Genomic DNA, 13,022 nt, shown 5'->3' with positions numbered 1-13,022 from the left:
ACATGACGAGCCTGATTCAAGTTCAAGAACTCTATAGGTATTACGGCGATCACTGCGCTGTGAACAATGTGAGCTTCACGCTGGAGAAAGGCGAGATTCTCGGGTTTCTCGGCCCCAATGGCGCCGGTAAGTCCTCGACCATGCAGATGATCTGCGGGAACCTCGCGCCGACTTCCGGCCAGATCCTGATCAACGGGATCGACATCCTCGACCAGCCACGCGAAGCCAAGCGCGAGCTCGGCTACCTTCCGGAGATTCCGCCAGTCTATCGGGATCTGACCGTGGATGAATACCTGGAGTTCTGCGCCCGGCTCCACGGGATCCACCGGGACCGGTCGCGCCGCGCGGTCGACACCGCGAAGGAGCGTTGCGGTCTGACCGAGGTGGGGCCGCGCCTCATCAACAACCTGTCGAAGGGTTACCAGCAGCGTGTCGGCATCGCCCAGGCCATCGTACACATGCCGGCGGTGATCGTGCTGGACGAGCCCACCGTGGGCCTGGACCCGATCCAGATCCGCGAGATCCGCGAGCTGATCCGGGAACTGGGCCGCGAGCACGGGGTGATCCTGTCCACCCACATTCTGCCGGAAGTGCAAGAGTCCTGCACCCACGTCCAGATCATCCACAAGGGCAGGCTGGTGCTCAACGGCACCATCGCCAGCCTGGAGCAGCGGATGCGCGCCTCCAGCCTCGTGGTGGCGACCTGTGAGCCGGCCGACGTACGGCAACTCTACAGCGTGGAGGGTGTGCAGTCCATCGAGGAGACCGGCCACAACCGCTACCGCATTTTTCACGACAAGGACAAGGACCCGGCGGTCCGGATCGCCGAGATCGTGGTGGGCGCCGGCTGGGGCCTGGCCGAACTGGTACCGGAGCGGCGCAGCATGGAGCAGATCTTCATCGATATCACCCAGACCAGTCCGCAGGGCGAGGAGCAGACGGCATGATGGCGTTCACGATCGCAGCGCGCGAATTGCGCACCCTCTTTCTGTCGCCGTTGGCCTGGTCCGTGCTCGGCGTGATCCAGATCATCCTGGGCTATATGTTCCTGGCCCAGCTCGATTATTTCCTGATGGTCCAGCCGCGCATGGCCGGCATGGAGGACGTTCCGGGCGTGACGGACCTTATCGTGGCTCCGTTGTTCGGCAATGCCGGCGTCATTCTCCTTCTGGTGACCCCGCTGCTCACCATGCGCCTGATCAGCGAGGAACGCCGCAACCGGACCCTGAGCCTGCTGTTCACCGCGCCGGTGTCGATGACCGACATCATCGTGGGCAAATACCTGGGCGTGTTCTTCTTCCTGCTGATCATGGTCGGCATGCTGGCGCTGATGCCGCTGTCCCTGCTGATGGGCGGCGCGCTCGATCTCGGCAAGCTGGCTTCCTGTATCCTGGCCTTGGTGCTGTTGCTGGCCGGTTTCGCAGCGGTGGGCCTTTACATCTCGGCTTCGTCCAACCAGCCGACGGTGGCGGCGGTGGCGACCTTCGGCGCCTTGCTGCTGCTGTGGATCATCGACTGGACGGGCGGTGCGGAAGGAAACGCCAATGGCGTGCTGCAGTACCTATCCCTGCTGAGGCACTACGAGGCCTTGTTGAAAGGTTTGGTTTCGACCACCGACCTGATCTATTTCCTCCTGTTCATCCTGACGTTCCTGGTGCTGAGCGTCCATCGTCTGGATAACGACCGGCTGCAAAAATGAAGATCAACCGCAAGACTCACATGGAGCTACGGCTCCAGAACCTGACGTTCACCCTGTTGTTTCTCGGCGTGGTGGCGCTGGTCGCCTGGCTGAGCACCCGCTATTCCGCGCAGTTCGATTGGACCGCCGCCCACCGACACACACTGTCGGAAGCCAGCGTCAAGGTGCTGGACATGCTGAAGGATCCGGTCCGGGTGACGGCCTACGCCCGTGAAACCAAGAGCCTGCGCGATCAGATCAGCGACCAGGTCGGCCGCTACAGCCGTCGCAAGAAAGATCTGAGCCTGAATTTCGTCAACCCCGATACCCAGCCGGACAAGGTGCGGGAACTCGGCATCTCGGTCGACGGCGAACTGGTCATCGAATACCAGGGCCGCAGCGAAAACGTGCAGGAGGCGAACGAGACCACCATCACCAATGCGCTGCAGCGCCTGGCCCGGGCCAAGGACCAGCGCATCGTGTTCCTGGAAGGCCACGGCGAGCGCTCGCCCACCGAACGTGCCAACCACGATCTGGGCCAGTTCGGTGACGAGCTGGGGCGCAAGGGCCTCACCGTATCCACGGTGAACCTGGGGGTCACGCCGAAGATTCCCGACAACACCGACGTACTGGTCATCGCCGGCCCGAACGCCAACCTGCTGCCGGGCGAGGTGAGCCTGATCGGTGACTGGGTGAAGCAGGGCGGCAATCTCCTGTGGATGATCGATTCCGACAACCTCAAGGGTCTCGGGCCACTCGCCCAGCAGCTCGGCATACAGGTGCTGCGGGGCACGGTGGTGGATGCCTCCACCCAGTTGTTCGGCATCGACGATCCCACCTTCGCCCTGGTCGCCGAATATCCGCCGCACGCCATCACCTACGGCTTCCAGACCATGACCCTGTTCCCGTCGGCGCTGGCGTTGGATGCGGTGCAGGACAACCATGACTTCGAGCGCGAGGCGCTGCTGAACACCCTCTCCCGCTCCTGGACCGAGACCGGCCCCATCGAGGGCAAGATTCAGTTCGATGCCGACAAAGGCGAACGCCAGGGCCCGCTGCACATCGCCTACGTCCTGACCCGCGAGCTCAAGCCCGAGCCGAAGGGGGAAGAAAAGAAGGAGGGCGCCGAGGCGGGCAAGCCGCGGGAACAGCGCATCGTGGTGATCGGCGACGGCGATTTCCTGTCCAACGCCTTTCTCGGCAACGGCGGCAATCTCAATCTGGGCCTCAACATGATCAACTGGCTGAGCCAGAACGACCAGTTCATCAACATTCCTGCCAAGACTTCGCCGGACCGCGATCTGCAGCTCACTCCGCTGGCTTCGGGCATCATCGGTTTCGGGTTCCTGATCGTGCTCCCTGTGGCATTGATCGGCAGCGGCGTGCTGATCTGGTGGCGGCGGCGCCAGCGTTGAGGGTCGAGGTCGCGGCGGCTCTGGTTCGGACGTTCCGGGAGCCGTCGTCTGCCTCGGCTTCCGGTTATTTGGTGGAGGGACTATGAAATCTCGTATGCTGCTCAATCTTTCGCTGCTGGCCGTCTTGGCGGTGCTCGGCGCCGTCGCCTATTTCGAGCCCGGCAAGAAGGAGCCCGCCGAGACGCCGCTGACAGGCGTGGAGACTGACAAGGTCGATACTCTGACCCTGCAGCGGGGGGACAAGACCATCGTCCTGGCGAAGAAGGGAGGACATTGGTGGGTGTCGGCGCCGTTTTCCGCTCCGGCCAACGAGTTCCGGGTCCGCCAGCTGCTGGAGATCGCCAAAACCCCCAGCGACGCCAGCTATCCGCTCAAGCCGGACGAACTGGCCAAATTCGAGCTGGACAAGCCCCTCGCCAGCCTGACCCTGGGAGATGTGGTGCTGGTCTTCGGCGGAGCCGATCCCATCAACATGCGGCGCTACGTTCGCATCGGGGATACGCTGCACCTGGTGCGCGATGATTTCTCGCGGCACCTGACGGCGCAGGCGACGGATTACGTCGACAAGAAACTGCTGCCCGAGGACGCGCGGATCCAGGAGATCGCCTTGCCGGAATGGAAAGCCCGGCTGGGGCAGGATGGCAAATGGGTCTTCGAGACGCCGCAGGAAGGCGGAGAGACCCTCATCGGCGAGCTGCTGACCCAGTGGCAGGCGGCACGTGCGATCGACGTCAAGCACCTGGACAAGGCGGCTGAAGGGCAGAAACTCCACATCGGATTGGCGAACGGGGAGTCGGTGGATTTCGTCATCGTCCAGCGCGAACCCGAGTTGCTGCTGGTTCGCCCGGATTACGGGCTCCAGTATGAGGTCGTGGGCGAGCCAGCCAAGCGCCTGCTCAGCCTGAATCCCAAACCTGCCGAGACCCGGACCGAGGAAGCGTCCCCGTCGGCTTCACCGGTCCCCCAGGCCCCAACGGACGAGGGCGGGGCCGAGGAAATCGAGGCAGACTGAAGACGGGGCGTGTCCCTTCCGGCCCGTCGCCACAGGCAACGCTACGCCTTTCGTTCGGACCGGTCCCGGTCGCCCCGCTCGAGCCGGTCCGATGCTGTTCAACTCCTACGAATTCCTGTTCTTTTACCTGCCGACGGTGCTTGCCGGCTTCTATGCCCTGCGGCGGCACCGCAGCGATCTTGCCCTCGCCTGGCTGGCGTTGGCTTCGCTGTTCTTCTACGGTTGGTGGAATCCGAAGTATGTCCTGCTGTTGCTGGTTTCCGTCGGTTTCAATTTTCTCGCCGGGCGCCACATCAGTCTGATGCCGCAAGGGTCGAAGGCGCGACGTTGGCTGCTGGCCGGTTCCATCGCCGTCGACCTCGTCGTGCTGGGCTACTACAAATACGCCAATTTTTTCGTGCGCGCCGTGAACGATCTGTCCGGCGCCCACTGGGGTTTCGAGGAGATCGTGCTGCCACTGGGCATCTCCTTCTTCACCTTCACCCAGATCGCCTTCCTGGTCGATGCGTACCGGGGTCGGGCGCGGGAATACCGTTTCGTGCCTTATCTTCTGTTCGTCACGTATTTTCCCCACCTGATCGCCGGTCCCGTCCTGCATCACGGCGAGATGATGCCGCAGTTTTCCCGGGACCCGGGTGGCCGACGGATCGCCGACGATTTCGCCACGGGATTCACCCTGTTCCTGTTTGGTCTGTTCAAGAAGACGGTGCTGGCCGACGGCATCGCGCCCCATGCCCAGCAGTTGTTCTCGGCGGCGCAGAGCCAGCCGCCGATGTTCCTGGAAAGCTGGACAGGCGCCCTCGCCTATACTTTCCAGCTCTATTTCGACTTTTCCGGGTATTCCGACATGGCGATCGGCCTGTCGCTGCTGTTCGGAATCCGTTTGCCCGTCAACTTTGATTCCCCCTACAAGGCGACGGACATCGCCGATTTCTGGCGGCGCTGGCATATGACGCTGTCCCGTTTCCTGCGGGACTACCTCTACATCCCACTGGGCGGCAACCGCTGTGCGCCCTGGCGGCACGGCCTGAACCTGTTCGTCACCATGGTGCTGGGCGGGTTCTGGCACGGCGCCAACTGGACCTATCTGGCCTGGGGCGCGCTCCACGGTACTTACCTCGTCATCCATCGCGGCTGGCGTAGCTTGCGGCGGCGCGCGCGATGGGGTGCCGACCCCGCGTCCCGCCCGGCGCGCTGGGCGGGGAGACTCCTCACCTTCCTCGCCGTGGTGTTCGGCTGGGTGTTGTTCCGCTCCGACAGCCTGACGACCGCCGGGGGCATCTTGCGCGGCATGTTGGGGCTGAACGGGTTGGCGCTGCCGGCCGGGTTGAAAGACGGCGCGTTGGGCGACTACCTGGCGGCGGAAGGCTGGAAGTTCAGTGAGTCGCCGTTGCTGCACGGTGCCGGGCCGGTGCTATGGATCGCGGTCTTGTTGCTGGTTTCCGTAGCCATGCCCAACACCAACGAAATCTTCGCCCGCTTCCGGCCCGGCCTGAACGGCGCCAGAGTCGGTTCGCACGAAGCGAGGTTCTGGCAGTGGCGGCCGGATCGGGCCTGGGCGTTGCTGAGCATCGTCGTCGGGGTGGCCGCGGTGTGCGCGATTTCCGGGCTGAGCGAATTCATTTACTTCCAGTTCTGACGATGGACAGCGACGCCTATCTCAAGACGGTATCGACCGGGATCTTCGCCCTGCTGGCGGCGCTGGCGACGTTCTGTTACCTGGTCGATCCGTTTTGGTACAACCGCAAGGTGAGCATTCCCGGTTTCAACGCGGTCAAACCGGAGTTCAAGCGCTACGAGCGCCATGTCAAGCCGCAGATCGTCCGGCGCGAACGGCCTGCCGCCCTGGTGTTCGGCAATTCCTACGCGGAAATCGGCTTCGATCCGCTGCATCCGGCGCTGACCCGGTCGGACCGGCACGAACGGGGCTATAACTTCGGCCTCGCGGGTGCGGACTGGGAACGGGTGTACTGCTCGGTACGGTTCGCCCTCGAGTACGCCGCGCCGAAGCGGATGGTCATCGGTTTCCAGCCCGGCCATCCGTTCCCGGCAGTCGACTGCCGGATGCTCATGGCGGAGATGGAGCACCTGCCGGTCGCTGCGCTGCTGCTGTCGGGCAAGGCCATCAAGGCTTCGCTGCGGACGGTGAAAGGCCAGCGCAGGATGCCGACCCATACCGCGGAGGGCCTGTTCTATTACACTCGCTTCGAGGTCGACGAAGTGGAGCGCCGTTTCCGGGCGGACTTCGCCCGCTATCTGGCCAACCTGAGGCCGGATGCGCCTTGCCTGCTCAAGCCCCGGGCCGCCGTGGTCCCGCCGGATTTCGATCCGTCCCTGGGGACGACCATTCCCGCGGACCTCGCCGGCCTCCAAGATCTGGTGGACCGCCTCGCCCGCGCCGGTGTCGAAACCCGGCTGGTCGCCTATCCCGTGCATGCCTTGCGCGCCGAAGCCGACATCGCCTGCGGCTTCGCCGATCTGCGCTGGGAGGCGCTGCTGTCGGTTGCACGCACCGTCCGCGCGGCGGATCCGGAGGGGCGCTGGGCGGAGGTCTGGGATTTCCAGGGCTACGATCCCGATCTTTTGGAGCCCATCCGCGATAACCAGACCCGGCTGTGGCAGGACGTCGGCCATTTCAATTTCGAATTCGGCAACCGGTTGTTGGACCGGATGTTCGGCCTGGGCGAGGAAGGTTTCGGGAGCCGGGTCGAGCCGGCGGCGGTTCCGGCGTTGCGCGCGGCATTTTTCCGCGACCGCGCCACGTTCCTGGAAAGCCACCCCGGTTTCATGCGCGAATTCGCCGATCTGATCGCTTCCTGCCGCAAGACTTCCTGAGACACGATGCCCGAACTGCCCGAAGTCGAAACCACCCGCCGCGGCATCGCTCCGCACATCGCCGGCTGGCGAATCGTCGACGTAAGGGTGAGGGAGGCGCGGCTGCGCTGGCCGGTACCCGCCGATCTGGGGGAGACGCTGACCGGTCGGCGACTGACGGATGTGCGTCGCCGCGGCAAATACCTCCTGCTCGATTTCGACGAAGGCACCCTGATCGCCCATCTCGGTATGTCGGGGAGTCTGCGTATCTGCAAGCCGGGCTTTCCTCCGCGCAAGCACGATCATGTCGATCTGGTGTTCGAAGGCGATATTTGCCTGCGCTACCACGATCCGCGGCGCTTCGGCTGTTTGCTGTGGACTGCGGAACCGCCTGAGCGGCACCCGCTGTTGGCCGCGCTCGGTCCGGAGCCCCTGGACAAAGCATTCGATGGCGCGCATCTGCACCGCCTCGCTGCGGGACGGAACACGGCGGTCAAATCCTTCATCATGGACAGTCGCGTCGTGGCTGGCGTTGGCAATATCTACGCCAACGAAGCCTTGTTTCGGGCCGGTATCCATCCCGCGCGTCCCGCCGGAAAAATCAGTCTCGCCCGCTACCGGAACCTGGGGGAGCATATCGCCGAGGTACTGGCGGCGTCCATCGAGCAGGGAGGTACGACCTTGCGGGATTTCGTCAACGAATCCGGCGCGCCGGGCTACTTCAAGCAGGTACTCCGGGTCTATGACCGTGCCGGTCAGCCTTGCCGGGTTTGCGGCGAGCCGATCCGCTGCATGCGGCTGGGGCAGCGCGCGACCTATTACTGTCCGCGCTGCCAGCGTTGAATCGCGCTACGCCTGACGCACCCGCTCGACGATGGCTTCGGCCATCTGTGCGGTGCCGCAGGGGGAGTCCTTGGCCAGGTCCGGCGTGACCGAGCGGCCGTCCTCAATCACCTCGCGCACCGCGCGTTCGATCCTGCGCGCGGCGTCCGGTTCGCCGATGTGTTCGAGCATCATGGCGCCGGCCATGATCATGGCGGTGGGATTGGCGATGCCTTTGTCGGCGATGTCAGGCGCGCTGCCGTGCACGGCTTCGAACAGCGCCGCGTCGGTGCCGATGTTGGCGCCCGCCGTGAGCCCGAGGCCGCCGATCAGGCCGGCCGCCAGGTCCGACAGGATATCGCCGAACAGATTGGTGGTGACCAGCACGTCGAAGCGCTGAGGCTGCATGACCATCTGCATCGAGCAGGCATCGACGATACGGTCGTCGAATTCGATGTCCGGGTATTCCTTGGCGATTTCGCGACCGATTTCCAGGAACAGGCCGGAGGTGCACTTGAGGATGTTGGCCTTGTGCACCAGGGTGACCTTCTTGCGCCGGGCGCGGCGGGCATAGTCGAAGGCATAGCGGATGATGCGCTCGGAGCCCTTGCGGGTGACGACCGCGATGCTTTCCGCCGCGATCTTTTCCTCGTCGACCTTGATGAAATGCTCGATGCCGGCGTACAAGCCTTCGGTGTTCTCGCGGACGGTGACGAGGTTGACGTCGCTGAAGGCGGTGTCGGTGCCCTCGAAGGAGATGGCCGGACGGACGTTGGCATAGAGGTTGAGAGCTTGGCGCAGGGTGACGTTGACGCTGCGGTAACCTCCGCCGACGGGAGTGGTGAGCGGTCCCTTGAAGCAGATGCGGTTGGCGCGGATGGAGTCCAGCGTGGCGTCCGGCAACGGGGTACCGAATTTCTCGACCGCCGCCATGCCGGCGGATTGGGTGTCCCATTGGACCTGGACGCCGGTGGCCTCGATGACCTTGACGGCGGCGTCGACGATGGAGGGGCCGATACCGTCGCCGGGGATGAGGGTGATCTTGTGCATGGGACTTTCCTTGGAGTTTGAAACAATCGGTCGATTATCCGACAGACGCCAGCAAAAATTAAGCCGCAGCCGATCGGGGTGTCAGAAACCGTCGAACTCGGCGACGACCGGTGCGTGATCCGAGGGACGTTCGAGGCTGCGCGGCGTCTTGTCGATGGAGCAGGCGGTGCAGCGCCCGGCGAGCGGCAGGGAGGCGAGGATGTGGTCGATCCGGAGCCCCAGATTGCGGCGGAAGCCGGCGGCGCGGTAGTCCCACCAGGAGAAGCTGCCCTCGGGCTGCTCGAAGCGGCGGAATAGATCGGACAGCCCCAGTCCTGCCAAGGCACGGAAGGCATCGCGTTCGGGCGTGCTGCACAGGATCTTTTCGCGCCAGCTTTCCGGGTCGTGCACATCGCGGTCTTCGGGAGCGATGTTGAAGTCGCCCAGCACGACCGTATGGGGGTGTGCGGCCATTTCTTCCGCGATGAAATCGCGGACTTTCGCCAGCCAGTCGAGCTTGTAGGCGTATTTGTCCGAACCGACTTCACTGCCGTTGGGGACGTACAGGTTGATGATGCGCAGGGGTCCCGCGGTCACTGCCAGGATGCGCCGCTGCGGATCGTCCAGGTTGGGCGGATCGGTCAACACGTCCGCGACCGGCGCTTTGCTCAGTACAGCCACGCCGTTGTAGGTCTTCTGGCCGCTGTAGATGGCGTGGTAACCGACGGCACGCAGCGCTTCGACCGGGAACGCGTCATCCGTCAGCTTGGTTTCCTGCACGGCCAGGATGCCCGGCTGCACCGAATCCAGCCAGTCGAGCACCTGCGGCAGTCTGACCCGCAGGGAGTTCACGTTCCACGTCGCTATTTTCATGACATGAAGGGCAGGATCGCCGCGCTCCGAAGGCCGGAAAGCCTTGCCGACATCGAAGCCTTCCCTGCTCCCTGGGGAGCAGGGAGGATTTCGAGGTCATTCGGCGGTCAGCCGGAAAAACTCGTAACGGCCGCGTCTTTCGGTGACGAGCTTGCCTTCGCGCGCCAGCCAGCCGATGGCGCGCTGCACCTCGTTCCTGTCCAGGCCCGTTTCATCGGCAAGCCGGCTGGCGCTGGCTTCGCCGTTCTGGTCGAGGAAATGCCATATCTTGCCGGCGGCGTTCCCAACGGTGGTAGCGATGTCGTCGTGCATGGAGGATCTCCCGTGGTTTGGGCGGGTCGGAAAATGGGACGTTCAGCCGCGCTTGCGCTTCGGCCGGGATTCGATGGCGTCCGGAAGGACGACGTTGAGTTCGAGCACCTCCCGGTTGTCGTCCTTTTCCATGGTGACCGTGATGGCATCCTGGCCGACGTTGACGTATTTGCGTATGACTTCGAGCAGCTCCTTCTGCAGCAAGGGCAGATAATCGGGCTTGTTGCGTTCGGCCCGTTCGTGGGCCACGAGGATCTGCAGCCGCTCCTTGGCGACCGCCGCACTGTCGGTTCTAGAACCGCGAAAATAGTCCAGGAGTCCCATGGTCTTAACCTCTGAAAAGCCGGCTGATGAAGCTTTTCTTTTCCGCCGCGATGAACCGGTGCGGCACATCCTCACCCAGATAACGGCGTACGGCGTCATCATACGCCCGTCCCGCATCGCTTTTTTCGTCCAGGATCACCGGCGAGCCCGCGTTGGAGGCGTTGAGCACGGCGCGGGAGTCCGGGATCACCCCCAACAGGTGCAGGGACAGGATTTCCTGAACGTCGTCCACGCTGAGCATTTCACCGATCTTGGCGCGCTGCGGCGAATAGCGGGTGAGCAACAGGTATTCCTTGATCGGTTCCCCGCCCGCTTCGGCCCGCCGCGACTTGGAGGCGAGGATGCCGAGCATGCGGTCGGAGTCGCGTACCGACGAGACCTCGGGATTGGTGACGACGATGGCGTCGTCGGCGAAGTACATGGCCAGGGTGGCGCCGCGCTCGATGCCGGCCGGGGAATCGCAGACGATGTAGTCGAAGGTTTCGCCCAATTCGCCCAGGACACGTTCGACGCCTTCTTTGGTGAGGCTCTCCTTGTCCCGGGTCTGGGAGGCGGGGAGGATGAACAGGTTGTCGCACCGCTTGTCCCGGATGAGTGCCTGGTTGAGGGTCGCCTCCTGGTTGATGACGTTGACGAAATCGTAGACCACCCGGCGTTCGCAGCCCATGATGAGGTCCAGGTTGCGCAGTCCGACGTCGAAATCGATCACTGCAGTGCGGAAACCCTTGAGCGCAAGCCCCGTCGCGAAGGCGGCGCTGGTCGTGGTTTTGCCGACCCCGCCTTTCCCGGAGGTTACAACGATGATTCTGGCCAAGTTTCGGTCCTCCCAATATTCGTCGAAAACGTCATAAATCCTGGATGATCAGCGCATTGTCGCGCAGCATGATCTGTACCGGTCTGCCGCGCGCGGTGCCGTCGAGGTTCTCGCTGACCTTGTAATGGCCGCCGATGGCGATCAGCTCCGCCTGGAGATCCAGGCAAAAGATACGGGCGTCGAGGTCACCCTTGACACCGGCCATGGCGCGCCCGCGAAGCGAGCCGTAGACATGGATGTTGCCGTCGGCCATCAGTTCCGCTCCCGGGCTTACCGTGGCAATCACGACCAGATCGCCGTCGTTCGCGTAGACCCGCTGGCCCGACCGAATCGGCTGGTCGATGATTTTCGTGCCCTGCCGGGGGGGGCGAATCGGTTCCGGTGTGGGCTGGGGGGACTCGGTCGCGGGGTGGCTTTCGTGATGCTTGCCCTCGGCCAGCAGGGCCAGCCCCGCCGCATCCGCAGCGGCGTTCTGTTCCGCATTACCACCGCGGACCCCCACCGGGGTCAGCCCGCTACCGCGGAGGATTTGCAACAGGGCGTCGAAGTCGGGGACCTGATCACGAGTGGCCAGCTCGTGTAGATCGAGGATGACCGGGGCGTGCCGGAAGAAGTCCGGGGCCTGCTGGACCCGGGCCGCGAGCAGGCCGGCGATGGCGTCCGCGCTGTCGCTGGTCAGCTTGAGCACGGGCAGATTGAACGAGCCCGCGCGGATTTCGAAGGGGACATCGTAGGCTTGCGATGGATCGAGCATGTCTTGTGCGGCAGAGACGGGCTGGGTCAGATGTATTCTCGAAATTCTAACATTGCGCTCACCGGCCGCCCACGGCTGAGTCAAGTCCTTGCCGGATCGGCAAAGTCCGGAGAGGCTTTCTTGAGATGCAGCAGGGTGAACAGCCCCATCGGTGGCAGTGTCTGCCGGCGGACTTCATGCAGCGAGGTATGGGCGAGAATTTCGTCGATGGGCATGTCGGGACGCCAGCCGAGCTTGTGGGACAGCGGTGACAGCAGGGTCTCGAAATGGCGACGAGTACCTTTTTTGTCGGCCGCGAAGTGGTTGACGATGATGACGTCGCCGCCTGCCTTGCAGACCCGCTCGATTTCGCGCAGCACCCGCTGCGGTTCCGGTACCACTGACATCACGTAGGCGGCCACGACCGCATCGAAGTAATCGTCGGGGAATGCCATCTCGCGCGCGTCCATGATCTCCAGCCGGACCACGTGATCGAGGTTTTTGCTGTGTACCCGCCGGCGCGCGCGCTCCAGCATGTGGGGCGAGATGTCGATGCCGTGCACCTGATGCTCCTTGCGGTAGAACGGCAGGCTGATGCCGGTACCCACGCCCACTTCCAGGATGCGGCCCGGCCGACGGTTGGTGAGATGGGCGGCCAGCGAGCGTCCGCGGAAGTTCAGGAGCCAGCCGAAGGTGTGGTCGTAGACCGGCGCGTAACGCGCATAGGACCTCAAGATGTGTTCCAGTTGCACGAGCTTCCTCTTAACTTTGAACTGAACCGATGCGTGGGAACGCCGCCCTCGTTCCGGGCGGTTCTTATGGGATACGGACTGGAATTATACCCGTGCCGGGCGATCGTTGCCGGTCCGCCGTCATCGCCAGCTCCGACCAATTCGGCTACCATACCGGCCGCTATTCCTCAGTGCCTCACAGGACCATGAGCAAAGTCATCGAGATCAAGATCGGTTCCGAGCCCCGCTCGCTCGTCGCCAAGGCGGAAAAGGCGGCGCGCGAGAAAGGTATGGAATTCTTCGGCGACGAAACCTCGGGCCGTTTCAGCGGCCATGGGGTGGACGGGGTTTACGAATTCAGGGGCGACGTTCTGGCCATCACGATCACCAGGAAGCCCTTCGTATTGCCTTGGGCGGTGATCGAAGCGAGCGTGAAGGGTTTCTTCGCCTGACCATACGGTTTTT

15 protein-coding genes are annotated in these 13,022 nt (G+C 63.7%); 8 read left to right on the top strand and 7 right to left on the bottom strand.

Annotated elements, in window-relative coordinates:
* Positions 1-2: 2 nt before the first annotated feature.
* The 7 genes from H156_RS0106260 (at position 3) to mutM (ending at position 7,762) form a co-directional block, all read left to right on the top strand.
* Entirely contained in the window at positions 3-947 is a 945-nt protein-coding gene (locus H156_RS0106260; RefSeq protein WP_010962262.1) for an ABC transporter ATP-binding protein, read from the top strand.
* Positions 944-1,699: an ABC transporter permease subunit gene (locus H156_RS0106255; protein WP_010962261.1), complete on the top strand. Its 756-nt coding sequence runs from the start codon at positions 944-946 to the stop codon at positions 1,697-1,699. Before H156_RS0106260 ends, H156_RS0106255 begins: the two co-directional genes overlap by 4 nt.
* Positions 1,696-3,093 carry a GldG family protein gene (locus H156_RS0106250; protein ID WP_017364808.1) on the top strand — a complete coding sequence of 466 codons (1,398 nt, stop codon included), beginning with the start codon at positions 1,696-1,698 and terminating at the stop codon, positions 3,091-3,093. The genes H156_RS0106255 and H156_RS0106250 overlap by 4 nt, the downstream gene beginning before the upstream one ends.
* 82 nt (positions 3,094-3,175) lie before the next feature.
* Positions 3,176-4,105, top strand: coding sequence for a DUF4340 domain-containing protein (locus H156_RS0106245; protein WP_010962259.1), 930 nt, complete (start codon positions 3,176-3,178; stop codon positions 4,103-4,105).
* Positions 4,106-4,196: 91 nt separating this feature from the next.
* Positions 4,197-5,744, top strand: coding sequence for an MBOAT family O-acyltransferase (locus H156_RS0106240; RefSeq protein ID WP_017364806.1), 1,548 nt, complete (start codon positions 4,197-4,199; stop codon positions 5,742-5,744).
* A 2-nt stretch (positions 5,745-5,746) separates the two neighbouring features.
* Complete coding sequence (locus H156_RS0106235; RefSeq protein ID WP_017364805.1) at positions 5,747-6,940, top strand: hypothetical protein; 1,194 nt, start codon at positions 5,747-5,749, stop codon at positions 6,938-6,940.
* A gap of 6 nt (positions 6,941-6,946) precedes the next feature.
* A complete protein-coding gene (gene mutM / locus H156_RS0106230) occupies positions 6,947-7,762 on the top strand; it encodes a bifunctional DNA-formamidopyrimidine glycosylase/DNA-(apurinic or apyrimidinic site) lyase (RefSeq protein ID WP_017364804.1) in 816 nt (271 codons plus the stop codon).
* Positions 7,763-7,768: 6 nt separating this feature from the next.
* On the opposite strand, the gene H156_RS0106225 is transcribed toward mutM, so the two are convergent.
* The 7 genes from H156_RS0106225 to H156_RS0106195 all read right to left on the bottom strand — a co-directional run bounded on the left by H156_RS0106225 (position 7,769) and on the right by H156_RS0106195 (position 12,578).
* Positions 7,769-8,791 (bottom strand): isocitrate/isopropylmalate dehydrogenase family protein, encoded by a 1,023-nt coding sequence (locus H156_RS0106225; RefSeq protein ID WP_017364803.1) that lies wholly within the window; start codon positions 8,789-8,791, stop codon positions 7,769-7,771.
* Positions 8,792-8,872: 81 nt separating this feature from the next.
* A complete protein-coding gene (gene xth / locus H156_RS0106220) occupies positions 8,873-9,643 on the bottom strand; it encodes an exodeoxyribonuclease III (protein WP_017364802.1) in 771 nt (256 codons plus the stop codon).
* Positions 9,644-9,739: 96 nt separating this feature from the next.
* Positions 9,740-9,955, bottom strand: coding sequence for a winged helix-turn-helix domain-containing protein (locus H156_RS0106215; RefSeq protein ID WP_010962253.1), 216 nt, complete (start codon positions 9,953-9,955; stop codon positions 9,740-9,742).
* 42 nt (positions 9,956-9,997) lie between these two features.
* Positions 9,998-10,279 carry a cell division topological specificity factor MinE gene (gene minE, locus H156_RS0106210; RefSeq protein ID WP_010962252.1) on the bottom strand — a complete coding sequence of 94 codons (282 nt, stop codon included), beginning with the start codon at positions 10,277-10,279 and terminating at the stop codon, positions 9,998-10,000.
* Positions 10,280-10,283: 4 nt separating this feature from the next.
* The gene (minD, locus tag H156_RS0106205; RefSeq protein WP_017364801.1) at positions 10,284-11,093 is read right to left on the bottom strand and encodes a septum site-determining protein MinD; all 810 of its coding nucleotides are present in this window, start codon (positions 11,091-11,093) and stop codon (positions 10,284-10,286) included.
* A gap of 31 nt (positions 11,094-11,124) precedes the next feature.
* Positions 11,125-11,847: a septum site-determining protein MinC gene (minC, locus tag H156_RS0106200; protein WP_017364800.1), complete on the bottom strand. Its 723-nt coding sequence runs from the start codon at positions 11,845-11,847 to the stop codon at positions 11,125-11,127.
* A gap of 80 nt (positions 11,848-11,927) precedes the next feature.
* Positions 11,928-12,578 (bottom strand): class I SAM-dependent methyltransferase, encoded by a 651-nt coding sequence (locus H156_RS0106195; RefSeq protein ID WP_017364799.1) that lies wholly within the window; start codon positions 12,576-12,578, stop codon positions 11,928-11,930.
* Between the two features lie 185 nt (positions 12,579-12,763).
* Between H156_RS0106195 and H156_RS0106190 the strand changes: the two genes are divergently transcribed.
* Positions 12,764-13,009, top strand: coding sequence for a hypothetical protein (locus H156_RS0106190; RefSeq protein WP_228370235.1), 246 nt, complete (start codon positions 12,764-12,766; stop codon positions 13,007-13,009).
* Positions 13,010-13,022: the final 13 nt, after the last annotated feature.

This window comes from Methylococcus capsulatus str. Texas = ATCC 19069 (assembly GCF_000424685.1).
Classification (GTDB): domain Bacteria; phylum Pseudomonadota; class Gammaproteobacteria; order Methylococcales; family Methylococcaceae; genus Methylococcus; species Methylococcus capsulatus.
This window is presented reverse-complemented; position numbering and strand designations above follow the sequence as displayed.